The sequence below is a fragment of the Pseudonocardia xishanensis genome (genome assembly GCF_039541715.1).
GTDB lineage: Bacteria > Actinomycetota > Actinomycetes > Mycobacteriales > Pseudonocardiaceae > Pseudonocardia > Pseudonocardia xishanensis.
Map to the genome: position 1 here is coordinate 24,693 of NZ_BAABGT010000063.1, position 15,026 is coordinate 39,718.

Sequence of the window (15,026 nt, forward strand, 5' to 3'; positions counted from 1 at the left end):
TGCCAGGCTGTACTCGGCCCAGGTATGGGTCGTGAGGTACTCGGTGCCGTCCGCGGCTGAGGGGGTTGGACGTCTCCCCCGCGGCTGCGCGCGGCGTAGCGCTTTTTGTCGATCAGCTCGCGGGCGTGGTCGACGGCGTCGTCATTGACGGCGTACTTGGCCATAGCGCCGATCGTCGCCCAGCCAGGTGCTGCGTGCCTGGCGGAGCGGGCCGCTGGGCGGCCTCTGGCCTGCCTGCGGCCGGGCTGTTTGCCGGCTGCGGGGCGCGGTGCGACGTGGTGCAGGACGCGGACGCGTTGCATTCGGCGGCGCAGACGGTGGCGATGCTGGTGGACGTGCTCGACCAGCGCCGCTCACCCCGGCAGGTCCGGGATCTCGTGCACCCGCGGGTGCTGCGCTACCTGCGGGCCCTCCCCGCGGACGGCATCGGGTCCCACGGTGGCGCGCGGCTGCTCAGCGTCCGTCCGGTGCAGCCGAACGAGGGTGCAGTGGAGGTCGCGGCGTCGGTCCGGCTTCGCGGCCAGCGGCGGGCGTTGGTCGCGTCGTTCGAGCTCGCCGACCGGTGGATCTGCGAGACGGTTCGAGTGCTGTGACCCGGGGCGGCCGGGCGGGATCACCCGCCCGGCCACTCGCACGGATGGGATCGACCTGCGGGCTGCGGTCTCGTGGGTGCGGATCCGGCGGTGGTGCGTACCGGATCCGCACCCACGACGAGCTCAAGGCCGCGGGGCCGGGCGAGCGGGAGGACGCCTGGGGCGGCCGGGTCTCAGGCGACGGCCGGCTGCCGGTCTCCGGCGGCGGGCAGACGACGATCGGGCCGTCGGCAACGTGGTTCGGGTCGGTGACGATCTCGCCTCCGACCCTGATGAACCCGGCGTTGAGGTGCGCGATCGCCCGTTCTTCGCTGATGGTCATGGCGGCTAGTCGGGGTCAGGACCGTCGGGGGTGGCTGAATCAGGCTCGTCGCTCAGAACGGCGCTAAGCCCTGAGATCCGGTGAGGCGCACCGGCGCCCGCCACGCGCCTGGGTGATGTCCGGGCGCGTCGTCGCCGACGGTCCAGTTGGGCAGCAAGTGAGATCCGCTGGTCCCGCATGACATCAAGCGTGACGCGAACCAGTGGGCACCGGAGTTCCCAGGAAGACGATCTGTGTGACGTGGGGGTGCTGCTGACACTGGTAGAAGCGGTGGAGCGGCGTGCAGTACTGACTTGTAAGCGGTAGGTCGTCGGTTCGATCCCGACCTCCGGCTCATAGCCTGACCAGCAAGTTCGCGTTTCGGCTGGTGGCGCCCGACCCACATGCGGCACGAGAGCTGCTTCAGTCCCTCGCATGGGACGGAAGTCACGCAACGACCGCCGCGGCAGGGCAACATCGTGACCCTCGCCGGCGGGGTGCTGCGGGTGCGCGTCCTTGCGGGCGTCGATCCCGTCTCCGGCCGTCGTCACGGCCTGAAGGAGACCGTCCCGGCGGGCCTGAACGCCTGGAGGCAGGCTGAGGCGATCCAGGCGCGCTTCGTCGCGGAGGCCGCGGAGCGACGGAACCCGCGTCTTCTCCCACGCCCCCCACGGCGACCCACCTACGCCCGGACGGCGTGGATCGAGTCCGGGAGCGGCACGCCGTGCACGCGAGACCACACGGCTACGCCACCGACGAGAGGCAGGATCGGCCGGCGATCTCCGCCTGACGCCCCGTGTCCTGGTCGCCGGGCCCGGCTCGGCGCTCGTGTCAGCCCTCGACACTCACCCGAGGCCTCGGCCGCCGTTGACCGGGAGGACCTGGCCGTTGATCCAGGAGGCCTCGTCGGAGAGCAGGAAGGCGACGGCTGACGAGATGTCGTCCGGCACTCCGAGGCGGTTCGAGTGCACTCGGCTGAGGACCTCCTCCTTGTAGGAGTCGGAGTTCAGGAGGGCGGACTGTTCGGTCAGCACGAGCCCGGGCGCGATCGTGTTGCACCGGATGCCCTGCTTGCCCCACCCGATCGCGATGTGCTTGCTCAGCGCGAGGATGCCGGACTTCGAGGCGCCGTAGGCGACGCGGTTGGCGTCGCCGTAGAGGACGAGGCCGGAGATGGTGTTGACGATCGCGCCGCCGCCGCTCTCCAGCAGCGCCGGGATGGTGTGGCGGGCCATGAGGAAGTAGCCGGTGAGGTTGACCTCGAGGCTGCGTCGCCACACCTCCAGTGGCACGGTGACGACGTCGGTGTCCCGGCCGAGGGTCTGTTCCGAAGTGTCGGCGGCGACGTTGAACAGGCCGTGGACCGCGCCGTAGGTCTTGGTCGCCACGGTCACGAGCTCGGCGCAGGAGGAGTCGTCGCTGATGTCGAAGACCGCGCCGACGCCCTCGCCGCCGGTCTCGCGGATCTCGTCGAGCGTGCCGTCGACGCCGGGGCCGCTGAGGTCGCCGACGATCACCCGGGCCCCCTCGCCCGCGAGTCGGACGGCGGCCGAGCGGCCGAGGCCGGAACCCCCACCCGCCACGAGGACGACCTTGTCCTTCATCCTGTCGCTCATCTCAGACCGCCTTCAGCCGGAGGGGGATGCTGCGGAATCCCCGCAGCGTGTTGTTGAGCATCTGCACGGGCTCGCCCACGAGCTCGATGACGGAGACCTTGCGGGCCAGGGCGCCGAGCAGCGACTCGGCCTCCATGCGGGCGATGGGCCGGCCGATGCACTGGTGGATGCCGCGGCCGAAGGTCAGGTGGCCGCTGCCGGACTGGCGGTCGATGTCGAAGGTGTCCACGGTCGGCCCCCAGCGCTCGCGGTCCCGGTTCGCCGACCCCACGAGCAGCATCACCTTCTGCCCCTCGCGGATCGGGATGCCGCCGATCTCGGTGTCCCGCGAGGGGTGCGATAGTTCTGTCGCACCACGCTCTCGAAGCGCAGCGCCTCCTCGTAGGCGAACTGGCCCGGCGGGGGTCGGCGTACTCGGCCGGGTGGGTGGCGAGGGCGTGCCGTCGGTGAGGATCGCGTCGCGGTGGTCGACCTCGCCCGCGAGGACGGGGGTTTCGCAGGTGCCGCAGGTCCCCTCGCCGCACGAGGAGAGGGTCTGCACCCCGGCCCGACCGACGGCGTCGAGCACCGAGACGCCGACCGGTACGTCGACGACGACACCGGACCGGGTCAGCTCGACCTCGAAGGACAGGTCGTCGGTGTCATCGACGGCCATCGGACTGAACCGCTCGACGCGCAGTGACCCGGGCTGGGCGTGCGCGGTCAGGACGTCGAGGAGACCGGTCGGGCCGCACGCGTAGATCTGGGTGTCGGCGGGGATCGCGCGGAGCAGGCCGGGCACGTCGAGGAGGCCGTGCTCGGCGTCGACGTGCAGGCGGACCCGGTCCGGGTTGCGGCGGGCGAGATCGGTGGCGAAGGCCATCGACCCCGCGGTGCGCCCCGCGTAGACCAGCTCCCACTCCGCTCCCGCCGCCTCCGCGGCGTCGATCATGCCGATCAGCGGGGCGATGCCGATGCCGCCTGCGACGAAGAGGTAGCGATCACCGGCGTCGAGGACGAAGTGGTTGCGCGGGCCGGTGACCCGGACCGCCTCGCCGACATGCAGCGCGTCGTGGCAGAAGGCGGAGCCGCCCCGGCCCGCGACCTCGCGCAGGACCGCGACCCACCAGGTGCCGGGCTCGGCGGGCAGGAGGCTGTACTGTCGGACCAGCCCGTTGGGCAGGCCGAGATCGATGTGCGCCCCCGGTGACCAGGGACCGAGCGGGTGCTCGTCGTCCGCCGCCACGAGCCGCAGCTCGACGACGCAGTCTGCAACGACGGTCTTGCCGACGACCCGCGCGGTCGCGGTCGCCTCCCGGGTGGTGGGTGGCGCGTCGAGTCGGTCGATGGTCACGGGCCGTGCTCCTCAGCTCGTCGTCGAGTCAGTCGAGTCAGCGGGGTGGGCGGGAACGGTGCCGGTCAGCCTGCGTCCTCCACGATGTACATCCGCCGCGACATGCACTTCTTCGCGACCTCGATCGCCGGGGCGTAGGTCGGGGAGTGGTAGAAGGCGCGGGCGACGTCGAGGGTGTCGAAGCCCAGGATCACGATCTTCACCTCCTCCTCGACGGTGCCCTCGAGGACCTCCGGCGTCTTGTTCCGCACCAGGTACCGGCCCCCGAACTCGGAGACGGCCGTGCGCGCGATGGAGCGGTACTCCTCGAGGAGGGCCTCATCGGTGATCACGAGCTCGCAGACCAGGTAGGCGCTCATGTCTCGTCCCTCCAGGGGTCGATCAGGACGCGGCCGGTCCGGCCGCGTTCAGCGGTGGCGGCCAGGGCGGTCTGCACCTCGGGGAGGCCGAACACCTGAGGCCGGTCGGGACGGATCTCGCCCGCGAGCACGTCGCGGAAGAGGTCGGTGAGGATGCCGGAGACGCGCTCGCGCCGGTCCAGGTGGTCCAGCAGCCAGAACCCGGTGACCGTGCGGGAGCCGGGGATCAGCGCACGCGGGGTCACGGTGGCGGGTACGTCGCTGGAGCTGCCGTACGACACGAGCGTGCCGTGGCGGCCGAGGACGGCGACCCCGGCCTCGAGCGCCGGCCCGCCCATCGAATCGAGCACCAGCCCGATCGGCGCGTCCCCGGCGGCCTGCCGCAGCGCCGGTTCCAGGTCGTCGTCGAAGCGGAGGACGGCGGTGGCGCCGAGCGCCCGCAACCGCTGCTCGGACACGGTCGGCGAGGCGACCGCCACGACGTGGCGCTGCCCGCGCGCGGCCAGCAGCCGAAGGAGCAGCGTGCCGACCGCGCCGGTCGCGCCGGACACCACGACCGCGTCGCCCTTGTCCGGCTCGGCGACCTCCAGCAGCAGGCCTGCGGTCAGGCCGGGCACGAAGACCGACAGCGCCGACTCCGCGTCGAGGCCGGCCGGAACGGGGTGGGCGGCGCTCTCCGCCACCGCCGCGTACTGGGCGAACCCGCCGCTGCCGGACAGGGCGACGACCGCCTCGCCGGTGTCCACCCGGGTTCCGGCGATCTCACCGCCGGGCAGGAACGGGAGGTCCTCGACGCGCCCGCTCAGGTGGTTGAGCCCGGTGCGGCAGGCGCGTTCGTCGGTGAAGTTCACGGCGGCCCGGTGCACTCGCACGAGGATCTGGTCGGGCCCGGGCTCGGGGAGGGGGAGCCGCGCCGGGGCGAGCGTCTCCCGCCCGCCGCGTGCGGTCTGCATGGCCACCGCCATGCCGTCGACGTCCATGTCTTCGGTCCTTCCTAAGAAGCATCCTTCCGAAGAAGCTAAGGGAGCCGTGTGGTGTCGTCAATGGGTGAGCCAGCCGTGGACGGCGCCGAGCACTGCCGGGCTGTGAAAAGCGGGGTCCTCGTGGGTGGCCCCGTCGACGATCAGGAGCTGGTGCTCGACGCCCGCGTCGGCGAGCCGCGTGACCAGGCGGAACGCCTGCGCGAGCGGCATCATCGCGTCCCGGTTCCCGGTGACGAGCAGCAGCGGCACCGCGTCGGGTCGCACCTGCGCGACCGGGCTCGCCGCTCGCAGTGCGTCGAGCCGTTCGCCTGCCGCGGACGCGCCGACGAGCCGGGCCTCCGGTGGGGTCGCCGGTGCGGGTCGGCCCGCCGCGAACGGCGGGACGACAGCGCCCGGGTCCCGTGCGTCGGTCTGCAGGGCGACCAGGTCGGAGGGGGCGTGGAAGGCGACCGCGGCGGTGATCGGCGGTCGCTCGGGGTCCAGCGCGAGCATCGTGGCGATGTGGCCGCCCGCCGAGGCGCCCCAGACGCCGACCCGGGCGGGGTCGACGTCGAGCTCTGCGGCGTGGTCGATCACGTACCGCACGGCGGCGCGGGCGTCGTCGAGCTGGGCGGGCCACACGGCGACGTCGCTGAACCGGTAGGACGCGCTGACCACGGCCATTCCGGCCGCCGCCACCGGCACGAGTCGGTCCCGCGCGTAGTCGGTGCGAGATCCGCGTGCCCATCCGCCGCCGTGCAGGTAGACGACGGCGGGGAGTGGACCGTCCACGTCCCGCGGGCGGTAGACGTCGAGGTGGAGGGAGGTGTCTCCGGTCCGGCGGAACTCGATGTCGGACAGGTGATCGACGGGGAGGGTCATCTTCTTCTCCTGGTGCGGTCGTCGTTGACGAGAGTGTCGCGACAGACTAACTTCCTGGGAAGTGTCCTTCCTGGAAAGCTGCACCACCACGATGGCGAGGTGACCGACGATGCTGACCGCCGAAGAGAATGAGACCCTGACCCGAGTCGGACCGGGCACCGCGATGGGACGCATGATGTGGCGCTTCTGGCTGCCGATCGCGACCACCGCCCAGGTCCCCGAGCCGGACTCGGACCCGTTGCAGGCGAACCTGCTCGGACAGTCGTTCGTCGTGTTCCGGGACTCCTCCGGAGTGGTCGGTGTGCTGGACGAGCTGTGCATGCACCGCGGTGTCTCGCTCGCCCTCGGGCGGGTCGAGGACGGCGGGGTCCGCTGCCTCTACCACGGCTGGAAGTTCGGGGTGGACGGCGCGATCCTCGACACGCCGAACCACTGCAGCGACCGCTTCCGGAAGCGGATGAAGGCTCCGGCGTACCCGGTCGTCGAGGCCGGCGGTCTGGTCTGGACCTACATCGGCCCGAAGAAGCAGCAACCGCCCTTCCCGCACCTCCCCTTCATGGACGTGCCGGAGGAGAACCGCGCCGTGATCCGGGCCAACATCGCGTGCAACTACCTGCAGCTCTACGAAGGCGGTGTCGACAGCTCGCACGTGGGGGTCCTGCACAGCAACCAGGCCAACCCGACCTGGAAGGCGGGCGAGTTCACCGCGAACGACGAGGACGACAACCCGGGCGCGCTCTCGGTGGCGGACAACGCACCGACTCTGGAGATCGAGGACGCGGCCTTCGGCTTCCACTACGTGGCGAAGCGGGTCGCCGAGGTCGGTGACGACGGCATCCCGGCGCACAGCATCCGCGCCACGCCGGTGTTCCTGCCGGTCGGTCGGGTGATCCCGGCGCCGACCGTCGAGTTCTACGTCTTCGAGGTTCCGACCACCGACACCGAGACGGCGACCTTCATCGTCATCTACGGCAACCGCCCGGTCAGTCGACCGCGATTCATGGAGATGCTCGGACTGGACGACGAGCGCCTCTTCGACGAGGACACCGCGGACTTCCTCGCCCACCGCCTTCCCCGCTTCGGTCAGGACCGGCGGTCCATGGCGACCGGCTGGACCGGGCTGCGCGGCATCCAGCAGGAGGACGCGGTCCTGGCGCTGAGCATGGGACCGGTCGTCGACCGCACCAAGGAACACGTCGTGGCGGCGGACCGGGCGATCATGCACCTGCGGGCACAGCTGCTGGAGTCGGTGCGGCGCAACGAGGCGGGGCAGCACCCCCTCGGGCTGGTCGCCGACTACGGGCCGATGCGCTCGCCCTGCGACACCGACCTCGAGCCCGGCCGGGCCTGGCGGGACCACGTGCCCGGCAACCGGGAGGTCACCACCGTGGAGGACGACGAGCAGATGGCCACCGCGTCGTGATCGCGACCGTCGTCCGGGCCCGCACCGACCTCGCCGACGGCATCTGCCTCCTCGAGCTGGCCGCCGCGGAGGGCGCCGCGCTGCCGGGGTTCGGTGCGGGCGACCACATCGACCTCGAGCTGGGCCCAGGGCTGGTCCGCAGCTACTCGCTCTGCGACGCCCCCTCCGCGGCCCCCACCGGCTACCGGGTGGCCGTCGCGTTGGACCCGGCGAGCCGCGGCGGCTCCCGCCGGGTGCACGAGCTGGCCCCCGGGGACCCGGTCCCCGTCCGGGCGCCGGTCGCGAACTTCCCGCTCGACGAGCAGGCTGCGCACTCGGTGCTGGTCGCAGGCGGCATCGGGATCACCCCGATCCTGTCGATGGTGCGCAGGCTGACCGAGCTGGGCGCCTCGTGGGAGCTGCACTACGCGGTGCGGACGCGGTCCGCCGCGGCCTTCGTCCCGGAGCTCCTGGAGCTCGCGGCGGCGGCCGGGTCCCGCTTCGTCCTGCACGTCGACGACGAGGTGGGCGCCGTGCTGGAGCTCGCGCCGCTCGTCGCAGGCGCCCCGGCCGGGGCCCATGTCTACTGCTGCGGCCCCGGCCCGATGCTCGACGCCTTCGAGGCCGCCACGGAGGGTGTCGCACCCGAACGGGTGCACCTGGAGCGGTTCCGCGCCGAGCCGGTACCGACGCAGCCGGACGGCGGCACCTTCGAGATCGAGCTCGCCTGCGCGGGGGGCACCTTCGCGATCGGGCCGGACGACACGATCCTCGACGTCCTGCTGGACAATGACGTCGAGGTGGAGTTCTCCTGTATGGAGGGCATCTGCGGGAGCTGCCGGGTGAAGGTGCTCGACGGCACCCCGGACCACCGCGACACGGCGTTGAACACGATCGAGCGGGAGGCGGGCGACGTGATGCTCGTCTGCTGCTCGCGAGCGAAAGGCCCCCGACTTGTCCTCGACCTCTGAGAAGAAGGCCCGCAGCGAGGTCGGCCGGGACCTGGAGGGCCTCGCAGACCAGTGGTCCAAGGAGCTCGACGGGCTGAACGTCAAGCCGTTCATCGTCGTGGCGTCGGTGCTGCGGATGTCGATCCTGATCGAGCGCGAGTTCACCGCGCTCGCCCAGTCCCACGGGCTTCGACCCGGGGATCTGCGGGTTCTGCTGGCGCTGCGGCGCTCGGGCCCGAAACAGGCACTCAGCCCGGCCAACCTGTTCCGCACCCTGATGATCACCTCGGGGGCGGTCAGCAAGCAGGTCGACTCCCTGGAGGCGAAGGGCCTGGTCACCCGGATCGCCGACCCGGACAACCTCCGCGGCCTGCTCGTGCGGCTCGAGCCCGAGGGTGCCGCCATCGCGAACGCCACGATGGAGACGATCTGCACGGACTTCTGCGGCATGGCGGACCTGGAGGGGGAGCAGCTCAGCACCACCCTCGACGTCCTCGCCGACCTGCTCGTGCGGGTCGAGTCGAGCTCGCAGCCGGACGACCGGCGGCGCTGGCGGGAGACGGCATGAGTGAGATGTGGATCGGTGACCTGCTCGACCGCGCCGGGGCCGCGATGCTGCGGCTCGAGGAGGACGGCCTCTACGTCTCCGCGTTCCGAGTCAGCCCCCGGATCGGGGCGTCGTTCGCCGCCCTCCGCCAGGGGGAGCTCGACGACGGGCTACCCCTCATGGTCCTCGGCACCGAGGTGATCGAGGACCCGACACTCGCTCCCGACGAGTTCGCCCTCGTCCCCTAGACCCCGACCGCGCCACCTTCCCGGGAGAGCCGCCCGTTCGCCGAACGGGCGGTCGATCTCCCGTGCACTCTCGTTCAGCGAAGAAGGAGAGCACCACCATGTCCGAGACGTCCTCACTCGGCCGGCAGGTTCGGCAGTCCTCGCCCGCCGGTGCGCGATCTCCGGTGACCTCGGCAACACGATCGAGTTCTACGACTTCATCCTGTACGGGTCCGCGGCGCGCTGGTCTTCGGTCCGCTGTTCTTCTCCGACCTGAGCCCGGCCCTGGCCACCGTCGCGTCCTTCGCGACGCTGGCCAGCGGCTACATCGCCCGCCCGCTCGGCGGGATCGTGCTCGGGCACCTCGGCGACAAGGTCGGACGCAAGACCGTCCTGCTCCTGACGATGATCATGATGGGTCTGGCCAGCGGCGCGATCGGTCTGCTCCCGACCTACGAGCAGATCGGGGTCGCCGCCCCGCTGCTGCTGGTCCTCTGCCGTCAGCTGCAGGGCTTCGCCGTGGGCGGGGAGTGGGGCGGCGCGGTCCTGCTGACCGCGGAGCACGCACCGGTGCATCGTCGGGGCTTCCTCGTGGCGATCGGCCAGAGCGGTCTGGCGACCGGCGGTCTGCTGTCCACGATCGCGATGGCGCTGGTGGCACTGCTCCCGCAGGAGCAGCTGTTCTCCTGGGGCTGGCGGCCGCCCTTCCTCGTGAGCTTCCTGCTGCTCGCGCTCGGCCTCTACATGCGGCTCAAGGTCAGCGAGAGCCCGGTGTTCCGGGAGCTGGCGGCCCGGCCGCGTCCGGAGCGCGTGCCACTGCTGGTGCTCCTGCGCACCCCCGGGCGGCTCGGGCGGGGCATCGCCGCGGCGCTGCCCAGCACGCTGGCCACCTCGCTGTTCGGCACGTACCTGATCAGCTACGCCGCCGGCGTCGGGTACGCGCGCCCGACCATCCTGACCTCGCTCTGCATCGCCTGGGCCGCGGCGATCGTCTCGCTCCCGCTGTTCGGCGCGCTGTCGGACCGCATCGGTCGTCGGCCGGTGTTCCTCGGCGGGGCCGCCGCCATGGCCCTGGGCGTCTACCCCTCGTTCCCGCTCGTCGGCACCGGATCGGCCCTGGGTCTGGCCGCGGTCATGACCTTCTTCTTCGCCGGCAGCACGAACGCCTGCGTGTCCGCGCTCGCCCCGCTGCTCAGCGAGATGCTCGGCGTGGACACGGGCGTGGTGTGGATCGTGGCCGGGGCCGCGGCCGTCGCGGTGGTCGGCGCCGTCGTCGTCTGGCGGATGGGGGACACCGCCGGGTCGAGCCTGCACGACGACCTCCCGGAGCCTGCGCCCCCGGCTGTCGAGGCGCACTGACATGCCCGATCCCGATCGCGTCCCCGTCTACCCGGACCTGCTCCGGCTCGACGGCCGCGTCGTCGTGGTGCTACCGCGCCGAGCTGGACGACGAGGCCGCCGCCCTCGCCGCGGCGACCCGCGGGTGTGCCGCGCGCTCCCGCTCGGCGCGGCGGAGGACCTGTTCGGCACGGTCCTGGCGCAGGAGACCCCGCTGTTGACCGAGGAACGACGGCGCCACACCGCCCTCGTCGCCTCCTTCGAGGCCTGAGGAGGGGTCATGTCCACACTCACCCTCTCCGCCGCGCTCAACAGCGGCCTGCGCCGCGCCACGGAGGACGACCCGGCGGTCCTGGTCATGGGGCAGGACGTCGGCGGGCTCGGCGGCGTCTTCCGCGTGACCGACGGCCTGCAGAAGGACTTCGGGGCCGACCGCGTCATCGACACCCCGCTCGCGGAGGCGAGCATCGTCGGCAGCGCGATCGGGCTGGCCCTGCGCGGCTACCGGCCGGTGTGCGAGATCCAGTTCGACGGGTTCGTGTACCCGGCGTTCTCCCGGCCTGCGGGTGGTCTGCTGCTCGAACCCCGCCGACGCGCACTGGATGATCCGCCAGGCCGTCCAGGGGCAGGACCCGGTGATCTTCTACGAACCCAAGCGGCGTTACTGGACCAAGGGGGAGATCGCCGACCCGGGCGTCGGGCTGGACCGGGCTCGGGTCCTGCGGCCCGGGCGAGACCTCACACTGCTGACCTACGGTGGCATGGTCGCGACCTGCCTGGATGCGGCGACCGCCGCCGCGGAGGAGGGACGCGACATCGAGGTCGTGGACCTGCGCACACTCTCGCCGCTGGACATGGACACGATCGCGGCGTCGGTGGACAAGACCGGGCGGTTCGTCGTGGCGCACGAGGCGCGCACCTTCGCGGGCCTCGGCGCCGAGGTCGGCGCGGCGGTGACCGAGCGCTGCTTCTACCGGCTCGAGGGTTCCTGCTCCCGGACGTCGGAGAGGGCCTCGAGGAGGCCGAGATCGTCACCTGGCGCGTCGCGGTGGGGGACACCGTGGCGCACAACCAGGTGCTCGTGGAGATCGAGACGGCGAAATCCCTGGTCGAGCTGCCCTCGCCCTACGCGGGCACGGTGTCTGAGCTGCTGGTCGCCGAGGGGGAGACGGCGAAGGTCGGCACGCCGATCATCGCCATCGGAACCGATGCGGTCGCCGCAGCGGTCCCGGCCGAACCCCAGGGCGCCGTGGACCCGGAGCCGCGGCCGTCCGTGCTGGTGAGTGTCACCGAGCGGGTCACATCCGCGGTCACGAACTCGGTGACGTGCGGGGCGGTGACGAGATCGTGCTGCACCCGCAGGTCGGGTGCAGGTTGCCGTCGCCGGCGTGCGTTGCGTGGCACGAACCAGGGCCGCCGAGAGCGACGTCGGGGACTATGCGCGCCACCGCCGGTCGAACGGGGTGAACGGACGGTCGAGGTGCTCGGGGGCTATACCCGGGCCCGTGTCGCGCACGGTGAGCTCGGCGTGTCCGCCGCGGACGGCCCAGCCGACGACGGTGCCGCCCGCGCGGTTGGAGCGGACGGCGTTCGCGGTCAGGGCCGTGATCGCACCTCGCCGCCGCCGACGGTACCGCTCCTGTCGTCGCCGGGGCGGGTGGTGATCCCGGTCAGGGCAGCAGCGCCCTCACCTCCTCGGGCGCGGGTCCGCCGGGCTCGATCACGACGACGGCGTCGTCGAACCCCGCGGCGGCGTAGCGCTGCAGGGTCGCCCCGACGTGCCCGAGGTCCCCGGTCACCGGGACGGCACAGACGACGGCCCGTCCGCCCCCGGCAGCGCGGAACCTCCCGAGCGCCTCGACGATCTCGTCCGGGGTGCGGCGGTAGCCGGAGGCGAGCCAGCCGTCGAACCGCCGGGCGGCCTTGTCGACGTTCGCGCCCCAGGAGCCGAGCAGGAACGGGCCCGGGACCCGTTCGCGCAGCCGCGCGACGTTCTCGTCGAAGTCGCGGAAACGGGTGCGGTAGTCCCGGTCGAGCAGGGCGTAGTCGGTCGCCGTCGACCCCGGGCTGAGGCCGAGGGTGAGCCGGTCGCCGCACACCAGCCGCAGGGACTCGATGCGATGGGCGAGCTCGGCGGGGTGGTGCAGGGGGACCTGCACCGTGGCCGTCCCCACTTCGACGTCGGTGACGGCGGCGGCCGCGGCGAGCGCGACGAACGGGTCCGGGACCAACCCGCCGCGCCCGATGATCTCCGGGGCCCAGAGGCTCGCGAACCCCGCTCCCGCCAACCGCTTCGCCCAGTCGACCACTGGGTGTGGCGGCCCAGGGGACAGGTGGGCGAGGGTCGCGCCCAGGCGCATCAGAGTCGGTCCGCGGCGAAGCGGGCGTACCAGCGCAGCGCGTCCGGGTCATCGACGGAGGCGAGGTTCGCGGCCTTGTCCAGCGGTCTGCCGGACAGCAGCTTCTTGATCGGGACCTCGAGCTTCTTCCCGCTCAACGTGTGCGGCACGGCGGGTGCCTCGACGATCTCGTCCGGGACGTGGCGGGCGGTGAGCCGGGTCCGCAGCGTGGTCACGATGGTCTGTTTCAGCTCGTCGTCGAGGGTCGCGCCGGGAGCCGGGACGACGAACAGGCCCAGCCAGTAGCCGTCGTCGGGCAGGTCGACGCCGACCACGAGGGTCTCGGCGACCTCGGGGAGCGTGTCGAGCACGTCGTAGAAGTCGCTGCTGCCCAGCCGCACGCCCTGTCGGTTCAGTGTGGAGTCCGAACGACCGTGCACGGTCAGGCTGCCGTCGGCGTGCAGCGTGACCCAGTCCCCGTGCCGCCACACACCGGGCCAGGTGTCGAAGTAGGACTCGAGGTAGCGCGCGGCGTCGGGGTCGTTCCACAGCGACACCGGCATCGACGGCATCGGCTGGGTGATCACCAGGTCGCCGACCTCGTCGACCACCGGGGTGCCGTCGGAGTCCCACGCCGCGCAGTCGACGCCTGCCAGCCGTCCGCCGATGCGTCCCACCTGGACCGGGGCGTACTCGTTCGCGCCGACGAACGCCCCGGACACGTCCGTGCCACCGCTGGTGGAGTCGATCCGCACGTCCCCGACGTTGTCGGTGATCCAGTGGTAGCCGGCCGGGGGCAGCGCCGAGCCGCTGACCATCACGTGCCGCAGCCGGTTCGGCGGCGGGGAGCTGCCCGCGGAGGCGGTCACGACGGCGGCGCCGAGCAGCATCACCTCCGCCCCGGTGCGTGCGGCGACCTCCCACACGGCCCCGCCCGCGGGGCTGCCCTCGTAGAGCACGATGCCCGCCCCATGCAGCAGCGCCCCGAGCTGCATGTTCCACAGCGCCCACCCGGTCGACGTGAACGCGAACATCCGCTCCCCCGCGCGCAGCCCGGCGTAGAGCCCGGCCCACTTCAGGCCCTCGAGGGTGATCCCGCCCTGACCGTGGACCAGCCCCTTCGGCAGCCCGGTGGTGCCGGAGGTGAACAGCACCCACAGCGGATGGGAGAACTCGACCGGCTCGAACTCCAGCGGCACCTCCTGCGCGAGCAGCTCCGCCCACGCCGTGGTGCCCTCCGGGGCCGGGCGGTCGACCGCGTACCCGACGTGCACGACGTGGCGCACCGTCGGCAGGCCCTCCCGCAGCCGCGCCACGACCTCAGCGCGGTCGATCACCTTCCCGTTCCAGTGGTAGCCGTCCGCGGCGATGAGCACCGTCGGCTCGAGCTGCGCCAACCGCCCGAGCGTGCCCTCGGCCCCGAAATCCGGCGAGCAGCACGACCACACCGCACCGACCGCCGCGGCCGCCAGGACGCCGATGATCGCGTGCTCGGTGTTCGGCAGGTAGGCGCAGACCCGGTCCCCGGGCCGCACCCCCGCCCGCCGCAACCAACCCGCCGCCGCGGCCACCGACCGCCGCAGCTCGGCCCAGGTGATCTCCCGCGCCGCGCCACCGCCCTCACGGAGGCAGAACAGCGCGGTGTCGGCGTCCGCCCCGCGGCGCAGCGCGTGCTCGGCCCAGTTCAGCCGGGCACCCGGGAACCAGCGGGTGTGCGGCATCGGAGCGGCCGTGCGCACCCGTTCCCACGGCGTCATCGAGACCCCGAAGTAGTCCACGACGGACACCCAGAACCGGTCGAGGTCCTCGACCGACCAGGCCCACACCGCGTCGTGGTCCGGGAAGGGGTGCCCCTCCCGCTCGGCGAGCCAGTCCAGGTACTCACGCAGCACGGAGCCCTCGATGCGCTCCGTGGTCGGGCTCCAGAGGATGTCGCTCATGCGACACCGCAGCGGCGGGGGAGGACGGGACCCATCGGTTGACCATAGAGGGGCCTGCGGCGTCCGGCGCGGGTCTGCGATGCCGTTTGAGGGAGCGTTGAGGTGCGTCGCCGTGCGTGCGGGGCTCCGGTACGGCGATGGTCATGCCCCGAGCTGGTGCTGTGGTGGAGCGCGCCCGCCGCTCAGACATCCCATGGCGTAGCGGTGTCAAGCGGCGGCGGTGACGCGGTGGGCCCA

The 15,026-nt window shown here is 72.4% G+C and carries 16 protein-coding genes and 2 pseudogenes; 9 read left to right on the forward strand and 9 right to left on the reverse strand.

The genetic code is table 11. From position 1 onward, the window contains the following. Positions 1–278: 278 nt before the first annotated feature. Positions 279–593: an Rv3235 family protein gene (locus tag ABD993_RS21250; RefSeq protein WP_345421179.1), complete on the forward strand. Its 315-nt coding sequence runs from the start codon at positions 279–281 to the stop codon at positions 591–593. Between the two features lie 1,146 nt (positions 594–1,739). On the opposite strand, the gene ABD993_RS21255 is transcribed toward ABD993_RS21250, so the two are convergent. The 5 genes from ABD993_RS21255 to ABD993_RS21275 all read right to left on the reverse strand — a co-directional run bounded on the left by ABD993_RS21255 (position 1,740) and on the right by ABD993_RS21275 (position 6,046). Next, positions 1,740–2,510: an SDR family NAD(P)-dependent oxidoreductase gene (locus ABD993_RS21255; protein ID WP_345421181.1), complete on the reverse strand. Its 771-nt coding sequence runs from the start codon at positions 2,508–2,510 to the stop codon at positions 1,740–1,742. Between the two features lies 1 nt (position 2,511). Further along, positions 2,512–3,843, reverse strand: a complete 1,332-nt coding sequence (locus ABD993_RS21260) for a cytochrome P450 (RefSeq protein ID WP_345421184.1) — start codon at positions 3,841–3,843, stop codon at positions 2,512–2,514. 65 nt (positions 3,844–3,908) lie between these two features. Continuing rightward, a complete protein-coding gene (locus ABD993_RS21265) occupies positions 3,909–4,202 on the reverse strand; it encodes a DUF1330 domain-containing protein (RefSeq protein ID WP_345421187.1) in 294 nt (97 codons plus the stop codon). Continuing rightward, the gene (locus tag ABD993_RS21270) at positions 4,199–5,182 is read right to left on the reverse strand and encodes a quinone oxidoreductase family protein (protein WP_345421190.1); all 984 of its coding nucleotides are present in this window, start codon (positions 5,180–5,182) and stop codon (positions 4,199–4,201) included. Before ABD993_RS21270 ends, ABD993_RS21265 begins: the two co-directional genes overlap by 4 nt. Before the next feature lie 60 nt (positions 5,183–5,242). Beyond that, the gene (locus ABD993_RS21275; protein ID WP_345421193.1) at positions 5,243–6,046 is read right to left on the reverse strand and encodes an alpha/beta hydrolase fold domain-containing protein; all 804 of its coding nucleotides are present in this window, start codon (positions 6,044–6,046) and stop codon (positions 5,243–5,245) included. 109 nt (positions 6,047–6,155) lie between these two features. Between ABD993_RS21275 and ABD993_RS21280 the strand changes: the two genes are divergently transcribed. The 8 genes and pseudogenes from ABD993_RS21280 to ABD993_RS21315 form a co-directional block, all read left to right on the forward strand. Continuing rightward, positions 6,156–7,469: a Rieske 2Fe-2S domain-containing protein gene (locus tag ABD993_RS21280; protein WP_345421196.1), complete on the forward strand. Its 1,314-nt coding sequence runs from the start codon at positions 6,156–6,158 to the stop codon at positions 7,467–7,469. Next, positions 7,466–8,419, forward strand: a complete 954-nt coding sequence (locus ABD993_RS21285; protein ID WP_345421199.1) for a PDR/VanB family oxidoreductase — start codon at positions 7,466–7,468, stop codon at positions 8,417–8,419. Before ABD993_RS21280 ends, ABD993_RS21285 begins: the two co-directional genes overlap by 4 nt. Then, a complete protein-coding gene (locus ABD993_RS21290; RefSeq protein WP_345421202.1) occupies positions 8,403–8,966 on the forward strand; it encodes a MarR family winged helix-turn-helix transcriptional regulator in 564 nt (187 codons plus the stop codon). Before ABD993_RS21285 ends, ABD993_RS21290 begins: the two co-directional genes overlap by 17 nt. Next, positions 8,963–9,193 (forward strand): hypothetical protein, encoded by a 231-nt coding sequence (locus ABD993_RS21295; RefSeq protein ID WP_345421205.1) that lies wholly within the window; start codon positions 8,963–8,965, stop codon positions 9,191–9,193. Before ABD993_RS21290 ends, ABD993_RS21295 begins: the two co-directional genes overlap by 4 nt. A gap of 264 nt (positions 9,194–9,457) precedes the next feature. Next, positions 9,458–10,531, forward strand: coding sequence for an MFS transporter (locus tag ABD993_RS21300; RefSeq protein WP_425569075.1), 1,074 nt, complete (start codon positions 9,458–9,460; stop codon positions 10,529–10,531). A gap of 1 nt (position 10,532) precedes the next feature. Then, entirely contained in the window at positions 10,533–10,781 is a 249-nt protein-coding gene (locus ABD993_RS21305; protein WP_345421207.1) for a hypothetical protein, read from the forward strand. 9 nt (positions 10,782–10,790) lie between these two features. Continuing rightward, positions 10,791–11,508 (forward strand): annotated as a pseudogene (locus ABD993_RS21310) (alpha-ketoacid dehydrogenase subunit beta); the annotation flags it as partial. 50 nt (positions 11,509–11,558) lie between these two features. Then, positions 11,559–11,651 (forward strand): annotated as a pseudogene (locus ABD993_RS21315) (biotin/lipoyl-containing protein); the annotation flags it as partial. Here ABD993_RS21315 and ABD993_RS21320 read toward each other — a convergent pair. The 4 genes from ABD993_RS21320 to ABD993_RS21330 form a co-directional block, all read right to left on the reverse strand. Continuing rightward, the gene (locus ABD993_RS21320; RefSeq protein WP_345421216.1) at positions 11,636–11,866 is read right to left on the reverse strand and encodes a hypothetical protein; all 231 of its coding nucleotides are present in this window, start codon (positions 11,864–11,866) and stop codon (positions 11,636–11,638) included. The pseudogene ABD993_RS21315 and the gene ABD993_RS21320 overlap by 16 nt on opposite strands. A 79-nt stretch (positions 11,867–11,945) precedes the next feature. After that, a complete protein-coding gene (locus ABD993_RS36845; RefSeq protein ID WP_425569076.1) occupies positions 11,946–12,119 on the reverse strand; it encodes an ATP-binding protein in 174 nt (57 codons plus the stop codon). Between the two features lie 61 nt (positions 12,120–12,180). Beyond that, a complete protein-coding gene (locus ABD993_RS21325; protein ID WP_345421209.1) occupies positions 12,181–12,870 on the reverse strand; it encodes an LLM class flavin-dependent oxidoreductase in 690 nt (229 codons plus the stop codon). Next, entirely contained in the window at positions 12,870–14,789 is a 1,920-nt protein-coding gene (locus ABD993_RS21330; RefSeq protein WP_345421211.1) for an acetoacetate--CoA ligase, read from the reverse strand. The genes ABD993_RS21325 and ABD993_RS21330 overlap by 1 nt, the downstream gene beginning before the upstream one ends. Positions 14,790–15,026: the final 237 nt, after the last annotated feature.